This window comes from Limnohabitans sp. Rim47, from assembly GCF_001517545.1.
Classification (GTDB): domain Bacteria; phylum Pseudomonadota; class Gammaproteobacteria; order Burkholderiales; family Burkholderiaceae_C; genus Limnohabitans_A.
This window is the reverse complement of sequence record NZ_FBYA01000003.1, coordinates 306,709-325,297: the sequence shown is the minus strand read 5'-3', so window position 1 is coordinate 325,297 and position 18,589 is coordinate 306,709. Positions and strand designations below refer to the sequence as shown.

Below are 18,589 nucleotides of genomic sequence, written 5' to 3'. Positions count from 1 at the left end.
TACCTGAACGACGCCAACTTAAAGGAACCAACATGAACATCCAAGGACAAGCAGCTCTGGTCACCGGCGGTGGCTCGGGCCTGGGCGAAGCCACAGCGCGCGAACTGGCCCGTCTGGGGGCCAAGGTCGCGGTGCTCGACCTCAACATGGACAACGCGCAACGCGTGGCCCAAGACATCGGTGGCATTGCAGTGCCTTGCAACGTGAGCGACCCGGACAGCATGCAGCAGGCCATCGAGACGGCTGCGGCAGCGCATGGCCCGGCCCGCATTCTGATGCAGATCGCTGGCATCGGCAGCGCCAAGCGCGTGGTCGGCAAAGACGGCAACGCCGCCCCGCTCGAAGATTTCGCCAAAGTCATCAACGTCAACCTGATCGGCACCTACAACGCCGCTCGCCTGTTTGCCGCCGCCTGCGCCAAGCTCGCCCCCTTGGCGCAAGATGGCCAGAGCGATGGCGCCCGTGGCGTGATGGTTTTCACCGCCTCAGTGGCCGCCTTCGACGGTCAAGTGGGCCAGCAGGCCTACAGCGCATCCAAGGCCGGTGTTGCGGGTATGACCTTGCCCATGGCCCGCGACTTGGCACAACACGGCATCCGCGTGTGCACCATCGCCCCTGGTTTGTTTGCCACCCCTTTGCTCAAAAGCTTGCCCGAGCCGGTGCAGCAATCGCTGGCCGCCAGCATCCCCTTTCCCGCACGTTTGGGCAAGCCCAGCGAATTTGCCGAACTGGCCTGCCACATCGTCAGCAACGACCACCTGAACGGAGAAGTCATCCGCTTGGACGGCGCTCTGCGCATGGCCCCCCGTTGAAAGAACACCCATGAGCAAAACCGTTGTTTACGAAGTGCAAGTGATGTTCGGTGACTGCGACCCCGCAGGCATCGTCTTCTTTCCGAATTTCTCCAAGTGGATGGACGCTTCATCCTTGAACTTTTTCGTGAAGTGCGGCGTACCGCCTTGGCGCGAACTGGTCAAGACGCGCGGCATCATCGGCACGCCGCTGCTAGAGATCAACACCAAGTTCATCCGTCCCGCCACTTATGGCGAAACCATCCAGGTGCACACCAGCGTGCAGGAGTGGCGTGAAAAAGTCATCGTGCACAAGCATGTCGTGATGCGTGGCGACACCGTGCTGTGCGAGGGCACCGAAGTGCGCGCCTTTTGCATCAAGCACCCCGAAGACCCAGACCGCATCAAAGCCATCCCGGTGCCCGAAGACATCAAGGCTTTGTGCAGCTGACCACAGGAGACTCAGCCATGTACTACGAACCCGGTGTCACGCCGCACGGTCTGCCTCATGACCCTTTCAAGTCCTGTGTGATTCCGCGTCCCATTGGCTGGATTTCTACGGTAGATGCGCAAGGCCGGCACAACCTGGCACCCTACAGCCAGTTCCAGAACGTGACCTTTGACCCGCCCATCGTCATGTTCAGCGCCAACCAAACCACCCAAGGCGAACGCAAGGATTCGGTTCGCAACGCAGAACAAACCGGTGAGTTCGTCTGGAACATGGCCACATACGCACTGCGCGATGCGGTCAATATTTCTGCCGAAGAAGTGCCGCATGGTGTGGACGAGTTCGAACGCGCAGGCCTCGAAAAACTGCCCAGCCGCCTGGTCAAGCCCATGCGAGTCAAGGGCTCGCCCATCCAGTTTGAGTGTGTCTACCTGAACAGCCTGCGCTTTCCAGGCAAACCGCCCATGGGCACAGCTGACGTGGTGTTTGGCCGTGTTGTGGCCATCCACATTGATGACGAAGTGATCAATGGTCAAGGCCTGATCGACGCGCTCAAGATCCAACCGCTGGCACGCATGGGTTACTACGACTACACCTTTGTGGACCATCAATTTCAAATGATCATCCCCGGCAACAGCCAAGCCTTGCTGGCGGGTTTGGAAGGTTCTGCGGACAAAGCCGCACAGTCTTCAGTCAAGCCTTAACCGGACCAAAGTCCCCACATTCGAAAAATTTTCTTCCCCGTTTTCCAACCACCCCCTAGAGGAGACAACCATGAGCAACCGACGCGAATTCATTCAATCCACCATCGGAGCGGCCATTCTGGGCAGCACCGCCTTCCAGCAAGCCTGGGCACAAAGCGGCCTGCCCATTGAGCAAGTCAAAGTGCTCTACGGCTTCCCACCGGGCAGCTCGGGCGACATCTGCGCCCGCCGCGTGGCCGAAAAATTTGGCGGCACGCCTTACAGCAAAAACGCCGGCATCATCGACAGCCGCCCAGGGGCTGGCGGTCAAATTGCCCTGAACCTGCTCAAAAGCGCACCGGCCGATGGCTCGGCGCTGGCCATGACCCCTTTCTCGGCTATTTCGCTCTACCCCCACATCTTCAAAAATCTGCAGTACAAGCCTTTTGAAGACTTCACGCCCGTGGGCACAGCCTCCATGATTCACCACGGCTTTGCGGTGGGCCCCATGGTGCCTGCCAGCGTCAAAAACGTGAAAGACTTCATCGCCTGGGCCAAGGCCAACCCCGCACAAGCCAGCTATGGCTCACCCGCCGCAGGCTCCACGCCCCACTTCATTGGCGCTTTGCTGGGCCTGAACCAAAACTTCGAGTTCAAGCACGTGCCCTACCGTGGCTCGGTGCCCGGCGTGACCGATGTGGTGGGCGGCCAGATCGCCTGCATGTTCACCCCGCACGGTGACTTCATTGCCAACCACAAGGCCGGCAAGATGCGCATCCTTGCCACCTCGGGCAAAACACGTTCGCCCTTTGTGCCCGATGTGGCCACTTTTGCCGAACAAGGCTTTCCCGAACTGACCGTGGAAGAGTGGTTTGGTTTTTACGCCCCTGCCAAAACACCTGCAACCGTGATCCAAGCGGCCAATGCGGCCATCAATGCCGCCCTCAAGGACAAAGGCGTGCAAGACGCCTTGACTGTGGTCGGCCTGATCCCCTTCGGCGGCACACCGGCAGACCAGCTCAAGAGTTCGCAAGTTGAACTCGAACGTTGGGGCCCGCTGATCAAGCGCATCGGCTTCAGCGTGGACTCCTGAACTCGCAGCCAATGCTGAACGAAACACCTTGATGGCCCATGCGCTAAAAGCGACACCATGGCCATCGAGGTGTTTTCTGTGACATCCAACACTGCCTGCCAGAGGTTCAAACTGGTCTTGTGATTTTCAATGCTTCAGACAGTGCCCCCACGACGCACTTTCAAACACCACATACGAGGGGCATACATGACAATTCGACTGATGGCTTTGGCAAGTTTTGTGTGGCTGACAGGCTGCGCCGACGGTTTGACGACCCAAGCACCCGCCAGCTTGGCACCCGCACAAAGCGGTTCTTTGTTGCAATGCGATGAACTTCGCGATCAGTTCAAATATGCAGCGACACGCATTGAGTCGGCCGAACTGGTTTCTGCAGGGGTGGTGCGCACCGGTCCACAGCCCACTGCAATCACGTCTTACAAAACAGGCAGCCACTGCTTGATCAGGGGCAAGATGCATGAACGTCAAGGTGCCGATGGCCGGCCTTATGCGATTGGCTTTGAAATGCGCCTGCCAAAAGAATGGAACGGACGCTTTTTCTACCAGGCCAATGGGGGCCTCGACGGCGTCGTTCAACCCGCTCTGGGTGCCTTGGGTGGAGGGCCTTTGACGGGCGCACTCGCGCAAGGTTTCGCTGTGATCAGCTCAGACGCAGGACACAACCCCACACAAAACCCTTACTTTGGCTCAGAGCCGCAGGCTCGACAAGACTATGGATACACCGCCGTGGGCAAACTCACGCCCATGGCCAAGGAACTGATCAGAACGGCTTATGGCAAATTGCCGGACCGTTCCTACATCGCAGGTTGCTCCAACGGCGGCCGGCATACTTTGGTAGCCGCTTCCCGTTATGCACAGCAGTTTGACGGCTACTTGGCTGGTGCTCCGGGCTACCGTTTGCCTAACGCCGCATTGGCCCAACTATGGGGATCTTCCTTGTGGAACAGCTTGGCACCCGCAGGCCCCACGGTGAACCACCCGTTTAATCCCAATTTGAAGTTTCCGGACATCGGCGCTGGCTTCAACGCCGATGACCGACAGGTTTTGGCCCGTGCAGTTTTGGCCAAATGCGATGCCATTGATGGCGCAAACGACGGCATCGTTCAAGACGTGTCGGCTTGCCAAAAAACGTTTGACGTGCAAAAGGACATCCCCAGTTGCACGGCGGGGCGGGACGGCAAATGCTTGAGCGAGACGCAAAAAAATGTCATCGCCCAAGTTTTCAAAGGGGCTCAAACCGCGGATGGCGCGCCTTTCTACAGCCCGTTTCCATACGACACAGGCGTGTCTGGCGCCAACTGGGCCACTTGGAAATTTGTGTTCTCGCAAGCCCTGGACCCAGGCGCCTTGAGCCATGTGTTCACCAGCCCCAAACGTGACGTCAAGGCACTGGATACGGATTACGACAACTTGTATGCCGGTATATTTTCCAAACCTCCCGGGTTCACTGAAAGCGCGGACGAAACCATCACGCCCTTAAACCACGCAAAACCTGCCAACCTGAAACAGGTTCAACAGCGCGGCGCCAAAATATTGCTTTACCACGGTGTGAGTGACCCGGTTTTTTCAGAAACCGATACCCGTGCTTGGGTGGATCGTGTGGCCAAAGAAGTTCCCAACAGCGCCAACTTTGTACGCCACTTCCCCATTCCAGGCATGAACCATTGCAGCGCAGGCCCCGCGACGGACCAGTTTGACGCCCTCACGCCATTGGTGGCTTGGGTGGAACAAGGCCTTGCCCCTGACCGCATCACTGCCCAAGTGCGAGGGGCCGGCAATGCTGGGGGTGTGAATGCCGAATTGCCCGCAAACTGGAGCGCACAGCGCACACGACCTTTGTGCGCCTACCCCAAGGTCGCCAAATACATCGGCCACGGTTCCCTGGAAAATGCCGAAAACTTTACCTGCCAATAAACGGGCCCCTTGACCCTGATTTTTTTGAAATAGACCATGAACGCCTACCAACCCCGCACCGACGACATGCAGTTTGTGTTGTCCCGCGTGCTGAACGCGCCCGCACAACTGCAAGCCCTGCCCGCCTTTGCCGAGGTGGACCCGGAACTCATGCAACAAGTGCTCGATGAAGCAGGCAAGTTCGTGGGCGAGGTGATCGCCCCGCTCAAACGCGATGGCGACGAGATCGGTGCGCAATGGAAAGACGGCGTGGTCACCATGCCGCCGGGCTTCAAACACGCGTACCAAACCTTTTGGCAATCGGGCTGGCCTGCCTTGTCGGCCAGCACCGAAGACGGAGGTCAGGGTCTGCCCAGCGTGCTCGAAGCCATGCTGTATGAAATGCTGAGCGCCGCCAACCACGGCTGGACCATGGCCCCTGGCTTGCTGCACGGCGCTTACGAGTGCATCAAACACCACGCCAGCGACGAGCTCAAAGCGCTGTATTTGGACAAAGTCGCCACCGGCGAATGGCTGGCCACCATGTGCCTGACCGAGCCCCATGCCGGTTCTGATTTGGGCCTGGCCCGCACCAAAGCCGTGCCCCTGCCCGATGGCCAATACGCCGTCAGCGGGACCAAAATTTTCATCTCAGGCGGCGAACACGACCTGACCGACAACATCGTGCACCTGGTGCTGGCCCGCTTGCCCGATGCGCCCCCTGGCCCCAAAGGCCTGTCGCTGTTTTTGGTGCCCAAGTTTTACCCCGACGGCTCACGCAGCCGCGTGCACTGTGACCGCATCGAAGAAAAAATGGGCCTGCACGGCAGCCCCACTTGCGTGATGCGTTTTGACGAAGCGGTGTGCGACATCGTGGGCGAACCCGGCAAGGGCTTGAATGCGATGTTTGTGATGATGAACGCCGCCCGATTGCATGTGGCCCTGCAAGGCATTGGCCTGCTGGACGCCGCTTGGCAAAAAGCCGATGCCTACGCGCAAGAGCGCCGCCAGATGCGCGCGCCGGGCAAAGGCAGGAGCGCTGGCGAAGCCGACCTGATTGGCGAACACCCCGCCATGCGCCGCATTCTGGACACGCAACGGGCCTGGGTCGACGCCGGTCGCGTGCTGGCCTACCGCACCGCACTCGAACTCGACCTGATCAAGCACAGCCAAGATGCCGCCACTCAAGCGGCTGCCCAGTGCTGGTGCGCCTTGGTCACGCCGGTCATGAAATCGGTCTTCACGCACCAGGCCTTTCATGGCGGCAGCGACTGCCTGCAGGTGTTTGGCGGCCACGGCTATGTGCGCGAATGGGGCATTGAGCAAATCGTGCGCGATGCCCGCGTGGCCATGATCTACGAAGGCACCAACGAAATCCAGGCGATTGACCTGCTGGTGCGCAAGGTGCTGGCCGATGGCGGCCAAAGCATGAATGCCCTGCTGGACACACTCGCATCGGACCTGCCGCCAGCAGCCCACGCCAGCGCCGCCGCGCAAAGCCGCATCCAAACCCTGCGCAGCTTGACCGAGCGCATCGCCCAAGCCGCACCGAAAGACGCGGCCTTGGCATTTCGAGTGGCCGACGACTATCTGCGTGCAGTGGCATTGGTGCTGATGGACTGGGCCTGGTTGCGCATCGAAACCGGTGTGGACGCCGACACGCCCCAAGCCGATACACGCTGGCTCAGCCCGGCCAAGGCCCTGCGCAGTTGGGTGCTGCCCGAGTTCTCCATGCGCAGCGCCATCATCGAACAACAATGCAGCGCCGTGGCCCACTGATCGCGCACACCATGCCCCAAACCGACACCAAGACCCCAAGCCCCACGCGCAAGCCAGCCAAGGCTACCCCCCCAAAGCCGGGCAGCAGCAGCGCCAAACGAACCCGAAAAACCGCGCACACGGCAGATGCACCGCAAACGCGCAGCCGGTCGACCGCAACGCCCGCCGCAGCGGTGGACCAAGTCGACACCACTTATCTGCAAACCCTGATGGGCTACAACGCCCGTCGCGCAGCGCTGAGCATCATCGAATTGTTTTTAGAGCGGCTGGCCCCTTACGGCCTCAAGCCAGTGGATTTTTCGGTCATGTCCACCATCCAGCACAACCCGGGCGTGACCTCGCGCCAGTTGTGCACCACGCTCAACTTGTTGCCGCCTAACTTGGTCGGCTTGATCCAGTCACTGGAGTCACGCGGCCTGATCGAGCGCAAACCGCATCCGCACGATGGCCGCGCCGTGGGCCTGCACGCCACACCCAAGGGCCAAGCCCTGATGGTGCAAGCCGAGCAAACCGCGAGCGACCTGGAAATCGAAAAAACCGCCAAGCTCACGCCAACGCAGCGCAAAACGCTGCTGGCGTTGCTGCAAAAAATTTACCTCTGACCTCGTTCGGCCAGAAAAATGTCAATGCGGCGGTTGCGTGCGCGACCCGCCTCTGTGGCGTTGTCGGCAATCGGTTCGCGCGAACCGCGTCCATCAATCGCAATGCGGCTGCTGCTCACACCCCGTGCCACCAGGTAATCCCGCGCACTTTGCGCACGGTTCACCGACAGCGGGTTGTTGATGGCATCGCTGCCGGTGTTGTCGGTGTGGCCCACAATGCGCACTTCCATGCTGGGCTGTTGGCCCAAGCCTTGGGCAAACTGGTCCAAGATCGGGCGCAAATTCGGTTTGATGTCGGCTCGGCCCGTGTCAAACGAAATGTCGTTCGGAATACTCAGCTTGAGCTGGTTGTCTGCCGTTTGCGTGACCACCGTACCGGTACCGGCCGTGGCTTGCTCCATGGCGCGCTTTTTGTCTTCCATGTTTTTAGACCAGATATAACCGCCCAGGGCGCCCAAGCCCGCGCCAATGGCGGTTGCCTTGCTGTCGCGCCCCAAAATTTKCCCCGCCACAGCGCCAATCACGGCACCGGTTCCCGCGCCCTTTTGCTCGGGGGTGGCCGTCGCGCAACCCGTCAGCAAAATGGCCAAGGCACAGGTCAACGCACCAGCGCTTTTGAATGCAGTCATCGTGTTCATCAGGAAGATCCTTTCAATCCAAGTGAGCCACTCTAGGTTCAATTGCGCAAAGTCTCGGTGCCGCACCGCACAAGCTTGCAACAAATTGCTTCTGAAATCAGCGCGCACCCCAATTTGAGAAAACCCATGCGTGACAGCTTGCCGCCTTTTGATCTGTCAAGATATTCCACACTGCTTTGCACAAACATCTCATGAACACCACCCGCCATGAACACCACCTCTTTGCCCCAGTCCTGTGAACATGCCTTGTTGATCGGTCGCCTTTGGCTGCCCGACACCGGCCCCGTTTTGGTCGCGGTCACGCCTCAAAGCGTGCTGGACCTGTCCAAATTGGCTCCCACCTGCAGTGCCTTGCTGGACCAAGAACAGCCCGCGCAGCGGGTCAGGCAATTGATGGCCACCGAGCAAGCCACACGGCTGGCCGATACGGCAGCGGTTTTGGCCATCAGCGACGAGGCAGTTCGTGACCCAGCCTTGCCGTGGTTCATGGCACCTTGTGATTTGCAAGCCATCAAGGCCGCAGGCGTGACCTTTGTGGCCAGCATGTTGGAGCGGGTGATCGAAGAGCAAGCCCGAGGCGATGCCAGCCGAGCCGATGCCGTGCGCCAGGCGGTGGTGGCCGTCATTGGTGACAACCTGCGCAGCGTGAAACCCGGCTCACCCGAATCGGTCAAGCTCAAAGAGGTGCTGCTGGCCCAAGGCATGTGGTCGCAATACCTGGAAGTGGGCATCGGTCCGGATGCCGAAATATTCACCAAAGCGCAACCCATGAGCGCGGTCGGCACGGGTGCCATGGTCGGGATTCACCCTGCCAGCCAATGGAACAACCCCGAACCCGAGATCGTGCTCGCGGCCAACTCGCGCGGCGAGGTCGTGGGGGCCACACTGGGTAACGACGTGAACCTGCGCGACTTTGAAGGTCGCAGCGCATTGCTGCTGGGCAAGGCCAAGGACAACAACGCCAGTTGCGCCATAGGACCTTTCATTCGCCTGTTCGACGCCCACTTTGGCATGGACGATGTGCGTCAGTGCGACCTCAGCCTGAAAGTGGAAGGCCCCGAAGGCTTTGTTCTGCAAGGCAGCAGCGCCCTGTCCCAGATCAGCCGCGACCCACTGGATCTGGTCAACCAGGCCATGGGCAAATACCACCAATACCCCGACGGCATGATGCTGTTTCTGGGCACCATGTTTGCCCCAACGCAAGACCGCCACGGCCCCGGCCAAGGTTTCACCCATGTCGTGGGGGATGTGGTGAGCGTCTCCACCCCTCACTTGGGCAGCTTGGTCAACCGGGTCACCACCTCCGACCAAGCCCAGCCATGGCGCTATGGCGTCAGCGCACTCATGCGCGATCTGGCCCGGCGAGGCCTGCTGGCATAATTTCGGCTTGCAACAGGGCTGCATCTGGCCCGTTTTCCAGAAAGAACACCATGAACACCACCCCCTCCGGCCTGCAATATGAAGACACTGTCGTGGGCGAAGGCGCCGAAGCCACCCCGGGCCAAGACGTCACCGTGCACTACACCGGCTGGCTCTACAAAGATGGCCAGCAGGGTGCCAAATTTGACTCCAGCCGCGACCGTCGCGACCCCTTTGTGTTTGGTTTGGGTGCGGGCATGGTCATCAAGGGCTGGGACGAAGGCGTGGCCGGCATGAAAGTCGGCGGCCAGCGCACCCTGATCATCCCCTCCGAATTAGGCTACGGCGCACGCGGCGCTGGCGGAGTGATCCCGGCCAATGCAACGCTCAAATTTGACGTGGAATTGCTGGCACTGAACTGATCCCGATCAGTGCTTGGATCAGCCGGACCCGCCGTTTGGCGGGTTTTTTCTTGCCCTGCGCTGTCGGATTCCGCACGCAAAACCCCTCTTGAAGCCTGAAACATTGCCCCTATTTAAAAGGGGTATTCATTTTTTGCGGACATTGTTCATGTCAGACACCACTCAAAACCCCATTCCCCAAGCACCGAGCGACGAAGAGTCTGCTGCAACTGTCAGCGCGCAGACCGCCACCTCGACCGACCCGTTGGCCGATGCCCAAGCTGAGCTGGTCAACCTGAAGGCCCAAAACGCCGATCTGGCCGACCAGTTTTTGCGTGCCCAAGCCGATGTGCAAAACGCCCGCCGCCGTGCCGACGACGAAATCGCCAAAGCCCGCAAGTTCGCCGTAGAAGGTTTTGCCGACAGCCTGCTGCCTGTGCTGGACAGCCTGGAAGCCGGTTTGGCCATCCCGAACGTGACGATCGAGCAAATCCGCGAAGGCTCTGAGGCCACGCTGCGCCAACTCAAAAGCGCCTTGGAGCGCAACAAAGTGATCGAGATTGCCCCGCCTGCTGGCACCAAGTTCGACCCGCACCACCACCAAGCCATCAGCGTGGTGCCTGCCGAGCAGGAAGCCAACACCGTGGTCACGGTGCTGCAAAAGGGCTACTCCATCGCTGACCGCGTGTTGCGCCCCGCTTTGGTCACGGTCACCGCCCCCAAATAAACAAAAACCTTTTTTGGCGTAAGGGGACTTGAAAAGCGCCCCACCCGCCTCAACTGCAAAACATCTGCACTCTTACTTAATTTCGGAGCATCAAAATGGGAAGAATCATCGGTATTGACCTGGGCACCACCAACTCGTGCGTGGCCATCATGGAAGGCAACACGACCAAAGTGATCGAAAACGCCGAAGGCGCTCGCACCACCCCGTCGATCATTGCGTACCAAGAAGACGGCGAAATTCTGGTCGGCGCATCGGCCAAGCGCCAAGCGGTCACCAACCCCCGCAACACTTTGTACGCGGTCAAGCGCCTGATCGGTCGCAAGTTCGCCGAAAAAGAAGTCCAAAAAGACATCGACTTGATGCCTTACACCATCGCCAAAGCCGACAACGGAGACGCTTGGGTGGAAGTGCGCGGCAACAAGCTGGCCCCGCCGCAAATCAGCGCTGAAATCCTGCGCAAGATGAAGAAAACCGCCGAAGACTACCTCGGCGAAGAAGTGACCGAGGCCGTCATCACCGTGCCCGCTTACTTCAACGATGCACAACGTCAGGCCACCAAAGACGCAGGCCGCATCGCGGGCTTGGACGTCAAACGCATCATCAACGAGCCCACCGCTGCGGCTTTGGCCTTTGGCTTGGACAAGACCGAAAAGGGCGACCGCAAGATCGCTGTGTATGACTTGGGCGGCGGCACATTCGACGTGTCCATCATCGAAATCGCCGATGTCGATGGCGAAAAACAATTCGAAGTGTTGTCCACCAACGGCGACACCTTCCTGGGCGGCGAAGACTTCGACCAGCGCATCATCGACTTCATCATCACCGAGTTCAAGAAAGAATCCGGCGTTGATTTGGCCAAAGACGTGTTGGCCTTGCAGCGCCTGAAAGAAGCCGCTGAAAAAGCCAAGATTGAGCTGTCCAGCTCGGCCTCGACCGACGTGAACTTGCCTTACATCACCGCAGACGCAACAGGCCCTAAACACTTGAACGTCAAGCTGACCCGCGCCAAGCTGGAGCAGTTGGTCGAAGAGCTGATCGAGCGCACCATCGCCCCTTGCCGCATGGCCATCAAAGACGCTGGCGTGTCGGTCGGTGACATCGACGACATCATCTTGGTGGGCGGCATGTCGCGCATGCCCAAGGTGCAAGAAAAGGTCAAAGAATTCTTTGGCAAAGAGCCACGCAAAGACGTGAACCCCGACGAAGCCGTGGCCGTGGGCGCTGCGATTCAGGGCCAAGTTTTGTCGGGTGACCGCACCGACGTGTTGCTGCTCGACGTGACCCCTTTGTCTTTGGGCATCGAGACCATGGGCGGCGTCATGACCAAGATGATCACCAAGAACACCACCATTCCGACCAAGTTTGCACAAACTTTCTCGACCGCTGAAGACAATCAGCCGGCAGTGACGATCAAGGTGTTCCAGGGTGAGCGCGAAATCGCCAGCGGCAACAAAGCACTGGGTGAGTTCAACCTCGAAGGCATCCCGCCAGCATCGCGCGGCACGCCCCAAATTGAAGTGTCTTTTGACATTGACGCCAACGGCATCTTGCATGTGGGCGCCAAAGACAAAGGCACCGGCAAAGAGAACAAGATCACGATCAAGGCCAACTCCGGTTTGTCCGAAGCCGAAATTCAGCAAATGGTGAAAGACGCCGAGCTGAACGCCGAAGAAGACAAGAAAAAACTGGCGCTGGTGCAAGCGCGCAACGCAGGCGAAGCCGCTGCCCACAGCGTCAAAAAGAGCCTGGCTGAGCATGGCGACAAGATCGAAGCAGTTGAAAAGGAAGCCATCGAGGTGGCAACCAAGGAATTGGAAGAAGTTTTGAAGGGCGAAGACAAAGACGCCATCGAAGCCAAAACCGAAGCCCTGATGACAGCCAGCCAGAAGCTGGGCGAAAAGGTCTACGCTGAAATGCAAGCGCAGCAAGCCGCTGCAGGCGCTGGCGCGGCCGGTGCTGCCGATGCCAAGCCCCAAGACGACAACGTCGTGGACGCTGAAGTCAAGGAAGTCAAAAAGGGCTGATTGCCCTCTGTGATGTTGTGGGAGCGAGCCCCCGCTCGCGAATACATTCGGCCGCAGGATCGGCCTCCCACCCACAAGCTGCAGCGTCCCGAGCATGGCTCGGGACGCTTTTTGCATGAAACGGCCTGAAGGCCAGGGTCCAAAGTCATGGCGACAAAACGAGATTTTTACGAAGTGCTGGGCGTTGCCAAAAACGCCTCGGACGAAGACATCAAAAAGGCTTATCGCAAGCTGGCGATGAAGTACCACCCTGATCGCAACCAGGGCGAAGACGCCAAAGCCAAAGAAGCCGAGGCCAAATTCAAAGAAGTCAAAGAGGCCTACGAAATGCTGTCGGACGCGCAAAAACGCGCGGCCTATGACCAGCACGGCCACGCCGGCGTCGACCCGAACATGCGCGGCGGTGCCGAGGGCTTTGGTGGTTTTGGTGATGCGTTTGGCGACATCTTTGGTGACATTTTTGGTGGCCAAGGCCGGGGCGGGCGAGGCGGTGGCCGTCAAGTTTTCCGTGGCGCAGACCTGAGCTACGCGATGGAAATCACGCTCGAAGAAGCGGCCAACGGCAAAGACTCGCAACTGCGCATCCCAAGCTGGGACGCCTGCGACACCTGTAGCGGCACCGGAGCCAAGCCAGGCACCAGCGCCAAAACCTGCTCGACTTGCCATGGCCAAGGCCAAGTGCAAATGCGTCAGGGCTTTTTCAGCGTGCAACAAACCTGCCCGCAATGCCGAGGGACCGGAAAAATCATCCCCGAGCCCTGCGGCACTTGTCACGGACAAGGCAAAGTCAAAAAACAAAAGACACTGGAAGTCAAAATCCCGGCAGGCATCGACGACGGCATGCGCATTCGCAGCGCGGGCAATGGCGAACCCGGCACCAACGGTGGGCCTCCAGGCGATCTGTTCATCGAGATCCGACTCAAGAAGCATTCTATTTTTGAGCGCGATGGCGACGACTTGCACTGCGCCGTGCCGATCAGCTTCACCAAAGCGGCTTTGGGTGGCGAAATCGATGTACCCACTTTGGGTGGAAAAGCGGCCATCGACATCCCCGAAGGCACCCAGACCGGCAAACAGTTCCGCCTGCGCGGCAAGGGCATCAAGGGTGTGCGCGGCAGCTACCCCGGCGATCTGTATTGCCACATCACGGTGGAGACCCCCGTCAAACTGACCGAGCACCAGCGCAAGCTGCTCAAAGAGTTTGACGAGTCGCTGTCCAAAGGTGGCGGCAAACACCAGCCCAGTGGCGAGAGCTGGACCGACAAGCTGAAAGGCTTTTTCGGCGGTTGAGCTGCGTTTGTCAGCTGCGACCTGCCTTACCTTTGTCACTCCCGACGCGATCGGGGGTCTAGGCCTTCGAATTGCATGGATACCCGCATGCGCGGGTATGACAAATAGGGTGCGGGCATGACACGTGAATGGTCACCCCCGACTGGATCGGGGGTCCATGCCTTCGGCCGCCATGGATACCCGCATGCGCGGGTATGACAGTTGGTGCGCGGGTACGACAAATAGGGTGCGGGTATGACAAATAGGGTCCAGGCATGACACGTGAATGGTCACCCCCGACTGGATCGGGGGTCCATGCCTTCGGCCGCCATGGATACCCGCATGCGCGGGTATGACAGTTAGTGCGCGGGTATGACAGTTAGTGCGCGGGTATGACAGTTAGTGCGCGGGTATGACAGTTAGTGGGGGGGTGTGACAGTTAGTGCGCGGGTACGACAGTTAGTGGGCGGGTATGACAGTTAGTGCTCGGGTATAGCAATCAGTGCGTCGGTTTGGCAAAACAAGCGTCAGCATGACTTGCCTCAAACGCCCTTGTTTATTTTGAGCGCAGCATGCCAGCATGAGCGCCACCATCACCTTCCTTGGAGGGGCCGACACCGTCACCGGCTCCAAATACCTGATTGAGCACAACCAGAAGCGTCTGCTGGTCGATTGCGGCTTGTTTCAGGGTTACAAACAGCTGCGCTTGCGCAACTGGAACCCTCTGCCTGCTAACCCCACGAACATCGATGCGGTGGTGCTGACCCATGCACACCTCGACCACAGCGGGTATTTGCCCTTGCTGGTCAAAAACGGTTTTCGGGGTCGGGTACATGCCACCTCAGCCACTTGCGATCTGGTCAGCATCTTGTTGCCTGACAGCGGGCACATTCAGGAAGAAGATGCTTTTTTTGCCAACCGACATGGCTTTTCCAAACACGCGCCCGCCCTGCCGCTTTACACCCAACAAGAGGCCATCCACTGCCTCAAACAGTTGCACGCAGAGCATCAGGGGCAGTGGTTTGAGCCCATCCGCGGCTGGAAGGCCCGCTTTCAGCCGGCCGGCCACATTTTGGGCGCCGCCAGTTTGTTGTTGGATGTGGGCGGTCGGCGCATTTTATTTTCAGGCGATCTGGGCCGTCCCGATGACCCCTTGATGAAGCCGCCCGAGCCACCGCCGCAGGCCGACACCGTCTTGATCGAATCGACCTACGGCAACCGCCAGCACCCCAAAGAAAAACTGTTCGAAGAACTCGGGCCTCTGTTGAAAAAATTGGCTGCTCGTGGCGGTGTGGCCGTGGTGCCTGTGTTTGCGGTGGGGCGGGCGCAAGCTGTGTTGCACACCATCGCGCAGCTCAAGGCGGCAGGGGAAATACCGAGAGGTTTGCCAATTTTTCTGGACAGCCCCATGGCCATCCACACCACTGCTTTGTTTGAACGCCACCCGGATGAGCACCGACTGAACGCACAAGAAGTGCGCAACATGGACCATGCGGCCACCATGCTGGAAACCCCCGAGCAATCAAAATCACTGGCACGCCGACACGGGCCCATGGTGATCCTGGCTGCCAGCGGCATGGCCACGGGCGGGCGGGTCTTGCACCACTTGGCGCAGTACCTGGGCGATCACCGCAACTTGATCATCCTGACGGGCTATCAGGCCCCTGGCACCCGTGGCGCGGCGCTGGCCAGCGGGCAATCCAGCGTGCGCATCCATGCGCAGGAAGTCGCGGTGCGTGCTGAAGTGGCACAGATCGAATCGGCCTCGGCCCACGCCGACGCGAACCAACTCTTGAGTTGGCTGCACAAAATGCCCAGTGCGCCAGGTCAGGTGTATGTGGTGCACGGTGAACGCGAGGCATCCGACATGCTGCGCCAACGCATCGAACATGAAGTCAAGTGGCGTGCCATGGTGCCTGAACACGGCTCTGTCTGGCCTTTGTAGCCAAACGGGTGATTGACGTCTCTTCGTTTTGCTTTGTTTTTTTGCTCTGACCTACCCTGCTCTGCACAGGCACTTCAGGGTCCAGGACAAGTTCCAGCTTCGCGGTAGAAGCTGTCATGGTCGACGCCGAAGCGCGATCTACAAAAAACGGTCGAGCAGTTTGCGCGAGTGCTTGTCCATGGCCGCCAAGTCACGGATCATGAATTGCACGCCATTGGCGTCGTTGATGAGCAGCACCGTGCCGGTCAGGCGGCGGATGTCTTCTTCGCCTTTAAGCAAAAACTGGGTGACACCCCGGTCAGTCAATACCGACCAGGTGCTGGGCGTGGCAAAGCTGCTGACGTCCGTCAGTTGCAGGATTTCGGGCAAGAACTCGCGCTCGTTCAGGGCCTGCACCACCTTGTCATGCAGTGACATGTCGAGTTGCGCCAGCGCATCGATCCAGACGATCTCACGCCCGTCCGCGTCCATCAGCGCCACGCCCGCGTCAGGGGCCGACACGGGATAGGCACGCAAAGCCGTCACAGGCACAAACTGCGTACCGTCTGGCATCGTCAACACCCAACGGCCAAACGCATCGCGTTGCAAGTCAAACGGGCTCATGCGCTCACCTTTTGTTCTGTGACTTCCAGGCTGCCACCCAAAACCGCTTCGGTTTCGGCCTGGCGCTGCTGGGCTTCGTACAAACGCCAATAAGCGCCTTGGGCCTCTATCAACACATCGTGCGTGCCCTCTTCCACCACCACGCCTTTGTCCATCACCACCAGACGGTCGGCCTTGCGCAAGGTCGACAAACGGTGGGCAATGGCGATGGTGGTGCGACCACGCACCAAGTTGTCCAGGGCTTTTTGAATCTCTTTTTCGGTCTCGGTGTCCACGGCGGACGTGGCCTCGTCCAAAATCAAAATGCGCGGGTTGATGAGCAAGGCGCGGGCAATCGAAATGCGCTGGCGCTCGCCGCCTGACAAACCCTGACCGCGTTCACCCACCAGCGAGTCATAGCCCTGCGGCATGCGCAAGATGAACTCGTGGGCATGCGCCGCACGGGCCGCCGCGACGATTTCTTCGCGGGTGGCTTCGGGCTTGCCATAGGCAATGTTGTCGGCGATGGTGCCAAAGAACAAGAAGGGCTCTTGCAACACCAAGCCGATTTGACGGCGGTAGTCGGCGACTTTCAGCTGACGAATGTCGGTGCCGTCCAGCTCAATCGCGCCATCGGTCAAGTCGTAAAAACGGCAAATCAGGTTGACCAAGGTGCTCTTGCCCGAGCCGCTGTGGCCCACCAAACCGATCATCTGGCCGGGCTGGATATCGAGGTTGAGTTGGCGAATAACTGCGCGGTTGCCATAGCGGAACCCCGCATCGCGCACGGTAATGCGGCCTTGCACCTGGGGCGGCAAAGCCACCGGGTTCAGGGGCTCGGGCACGCTGGACACATGGTCAAGGATGTCAAAAATGCGCTTGGCCCCCGAAGCCGCCTTTTGCGTGTTCGAGACGATCCGGCTCATCGAATCAAGGCGGCTGTAAAAGCGGCCGATGTAGGCCAAAAATGCGGTCAACACACCGACGGTGATCTGGTCGTCCGAGACCAACCAGATGCCAAAACCCCAGACCACCAAAAGGCCGATCTCGGTCATCAAGGTGACCGTGGGCGAGAACAAAGACCACACTCGGTTCAATCGGTCATTGACCAACAGGTTGTGTTTGTTGGCGTCCTTGAAGCGCTGGGCCTCACGGTCTTCTTGCGCAAACGCTTTGACCACACGGATGCCGGGAATGGTGTCGGTCAGCACGTTGGTCACTTCGGCCCAGACACGGTCGATCTTTTCAAAGCCGGTGCGCAGTTTTTCGCGCACCACATGGATCAACCAAGCGATAAAAGGCAAGGGCAACAAGGTGACCAGCGCCAAGGTCGGGTTGATGGTGAACAAGATGACCGCCGTCATCAAGATCATCAGCACATCGGTGGCAAAGTCGAGCAGGTGCAGCGACAAGAAGACGTTGATGCGGTCGGTCTCGCTGCCGATCCGGGCAATCAAATCGCCCGTGCGCCGCCCGCCAAAGTACTCCAAAGAGAGTTTGAGCAAATGTTCATAAGTGGTGGTGCGCAAGTCAGCACCGATGCGCTCGGACACCAGCGCCAAGATGTAGGTTTTGGCCCAGCCCAAACCCCAAGCCAGCAAAGCAGAAGCCAGCAAGCCCAGCAAATACATGGACACCAACGTGGGATCGATTTCTTTGCCGTTCTGATAGGGAATCAGAATGTCGTCCATCAGCGGCATGGTCAGGTATGGCGGTACCAAAGTGGCGGCCGTCGCAGCCAAGGTGAGCGAGAAACCCGCGAGCAAAGAACGCTGGTAAGGCCGCGCAAAGCGCCACAGTTTGAAAAGCGTCCAGGTCGAAGGCGGTGCCAGGTCTTCCCGACCGCAACTCGGACACTCTTCGTCCTCGTCGCTCATGACGGTCTGGCAAACCGGGCACACCGAGCCGGACAACACCGCCTGCAAGGGACGGCCTTCCGATGGACTGCCCGATGTCATCAGCTGCTGCGCCAACTGACTCTCAAATTGTGCGGTCCAGCGGGCGACTGCGGCCTGCAGGCCCAGCGTGAAGCGCCAAACCGCCAATTGCCCCTCTGGGCTGGTCAAGGCCAGACACCCCACACCCGCATGGTCAGTGAGTTTCAAAGACAAACCCGCCTGCAAAGCCCAGCTGGACCAGTTTTTTTCACCTTCAAGGCGGGATAAGACCCGCTGATCGGTCAAAATGACGGCACTTTTGGCAAATCGCAAGCTGCCGTCCAGGTCAACCTCCAGCCAGGCTGTTGCGTTTTCATCGGGTTGCAGACAAGAATGGACTTCAACCTGCCAAGCGTCGGGAAGAACCTGACGAGATGCAGCGGCCAAAGTAGGAGTTGATGTCATTGAAGGATGAACCGGA

16 protein-coding genes are annotated in these 18,589 nt (G+C 59.3%); 13 read left to right on the top strand and 3 right to left on the bottom strand.

Annotation, left to right across the window (positions count from 1 at the left end; all coding sequences use genetic code 11):
- Window positions 1-32: 32 nt before the first annotated feature.
- From BN3544_RS09365 to BN3544_RS09335, 7 genes are all read left to right on the top strand, one after another.
- Window positions 33-812 carry an SDR family NAD(P)-dependent oxidoreductase gene (locus BN3544_RS09365; protein ID WP_019430318.1) on the top strand — a complete coding sequence of 260 codons (780 nt, stop codon included), beginning with the start codon at window positions 33-35 and terminating at the stop codon, window positions 810-812.
- 10 nt (window positions 813-822) lie between these two features.
- Window positions 823-1,242, top strand: a complete 420-nt coding sequence (locus tag BN3544_RS09360) for an acyl-CoA thioesterase (RefSeq protein ID WP_019430319.1) — start codon at window positions 823-825, stop codon at window positions 1,240-1,242.
- Between the two features lie 17 nt (window positions 1,243-1,259).
- A complete protein-coding gene (locus BN3544_RS09355) occupies window positions 1,260-1,943 on the top strand; it encodes a flavin reductase family protein (protein ID WP_019430320.1) in 684 nt (227 codons plus the stop codon).
- Window positions 1,944-2,013: 70 nt separating this feature from the next.
- The gene (locus BN3544_RS09350; protein ID WP_019430321.1) at window positions 2,014-3,015 is read left to right on the top strand and encodes a tripartite tricarboxylate transporter substrate-binding protein; all 1,002 of its coding nucleotides are present in this window, start codon (window positions 2,014-2,016) and stop codon (window positions 3,013-3,015) included.
- A 186-nt stretch (window positions 3,016-3,201) separates the two neighbouring features.
- Entirely contained in the window at window positions 3,202-4,926 is a 1,725-nt protein-coding gene (locus BN3544_RS09345) for a tannase/feruloyl esterase family alpha/beta hydrolase (RefSeq protein WP_019430322.1), read from the top strand.
- A 36-nt stretch (window positions 4,927-4,962) separates the two neighbouring features.
- Window positions 4,963-6,684, top strand: a complete 1,722-nt coding sequence (locus tag BN3544_RS09340; RefSeq protein WP_019430323.1) for an acyl-CoA dehydrogenase family protein — start codon at window positions 4,963-4,965, stop codon at window positions 6,682-6,684.
- Window positions 6,685-6,695: 11 nt separating this feature from the next.
- Window positions 6,696-7,286 (top strand): MarR family winged helix-turn-helix transcriptional regulator, encoded by a 591-nt coding sequence (locus tag BN3544_RS09335; protein WP_193364663.1) that lies wholly within the window; start codon window positions 6,696-6,698, stop codon window positions 7,284-7,286.
- Here BN3544_RS09335 and BN3544_RS09330 read toward each other — a convergent pair.
- Window positions 7,277-7,924 carry a YiaD family glycine zipper/OmpA-like lipoprotein gene (locus BN3544_RS09330; protein WP_059355993.1) on the bottom strand — a complete coding sequence of 216 codons (648 nt, stop codon included), beginning with the start codon at window positions 7,922-7,924 and terminating at the stop codon, window positions 7,277-7,279. The two genes, BN3544_RS09335 and BN3544_RS09330, sit on opposite strands and share 10 nt — an antisense overlap.
- A gap of 207 nt (window positions 7,925-8,131) precedes the next feature.
- Here BN3544_RS09330 and BN3544_RS09325 point away from each other — a divergent pair, with 207 nt between their 5' ends.
- The 6 genes from BN3544_RS09325 (at window position 8,132) to BN3544_RS09300 (ending at window position 15,649) form a co-directional block, all read left to right on the top strand.
- Window positions 8,132-9,304 (top strand): fumarylacetoacetate hydrolase family protein, encoded by a 1,173-nt coding sequence (locus BN3544_RS09325; RefSeq protein ID WP_019430327.1) that lies wholly within the window; start codon window positions 8,132-8,134, stop codon window positions 9,302-9,304.
- Between the two features lie 50 nt (window positions 9,305-9,354).
- A complete protein-coding gene (locus tag BN3544_RS09320) occupies window positions 9,355-9,705 on the top strand; it encodes an FKBP-type peptidyl-prolyl cis-trans isomerase (RefSeq protein WP_019430328.1) in 351 nt (116 codons plus the stop codon).
- Window positions 9,706-9,853: 148 nt separating this feature from the next.
- On the top strand, window positions 9,854-10,411 hold the full coding sequence (gene grpE / locus BN3544_RS09315; RefSeq protein WP_019430329.1) for a nucleotide exchange factor GrpE: 558 nt from the start codon (window positions 9,854-9,856) through the stop codon (window positions 10,409-10,411).
- Between the two features lie 95 nt (window positions 10,412-10,506).
- Window positions 10,507-12,435 (top strand): molecular chaperone DnaK, encoded by a 1,929-nt coding sequence (gene dnaK, locus BN3544_RS09310; protein WP_019430330.1) that lies wholly within the window; start codon window positions 10,507-10,509, stop codon window positions 12,433-12,435.
- A 147-nt stretch (window positions 12,436-12,582) separates the two neighbouring features.
- A complete protein-coding gene (dnaJ, locus tag BN3544_RS09305) occupies window positions 12,583-13,725 on the top strand; it encodes a molecular chaperone DnaJ (protein WP_019430331.1) in 1,143 nt (380 codons plus the stop codon).
- Between the two features lie 559 nt (window positions 13,726-14,284).
- Window positions 14,285-15,649, top strand: a complete 1,365-nt coding sequence (locus BN3544_RS09300; protein WP_019430332.1) for an MBL fold metallo-hydrolase RNA specificity domain-containing protein — start codon at window positions 14,285-14,287, stop codon at window positions 15,647-15,649.
- A gap of 138 nt (window positions 15,650-15,787) precedes the next feature.
- On the opposite strand, the gene BN3544_RS09295 is transcribed toward BN3544_RS09300, so the two are convergent.
- Together BN3544_RS09295 and BN3544_RS09290 are read right to left on the bottom strand one after the other, a co-directional pair.
- Complete coding sequence (locus tag BN3544_RS09295; protein ID WP_019430333.1) at window positions 15,788-16,252, bottom strand: cyanophycin metabolism-associated DUF1854 family protein; 465 nt, start codon at window positions 16,250-16,252, stop codon at window positions 15,788-15,790.
- Entirely contained in the window at window positions 16,249-18,573 is a 2,325-nt protein-coding gene (locus BN3544_RS09290; protein WP_081499385.1) for a cyanophycin metabolism-associated ABC transporter, read from the bottom strand. Before BN3544_RS09290 ends, BN3544_RS09295 begins: the two co-directional genes overlap by 4 nt.
- Between the last annotated feature and the right edge of the window lie 16 nt (window positions 18,574-18,589).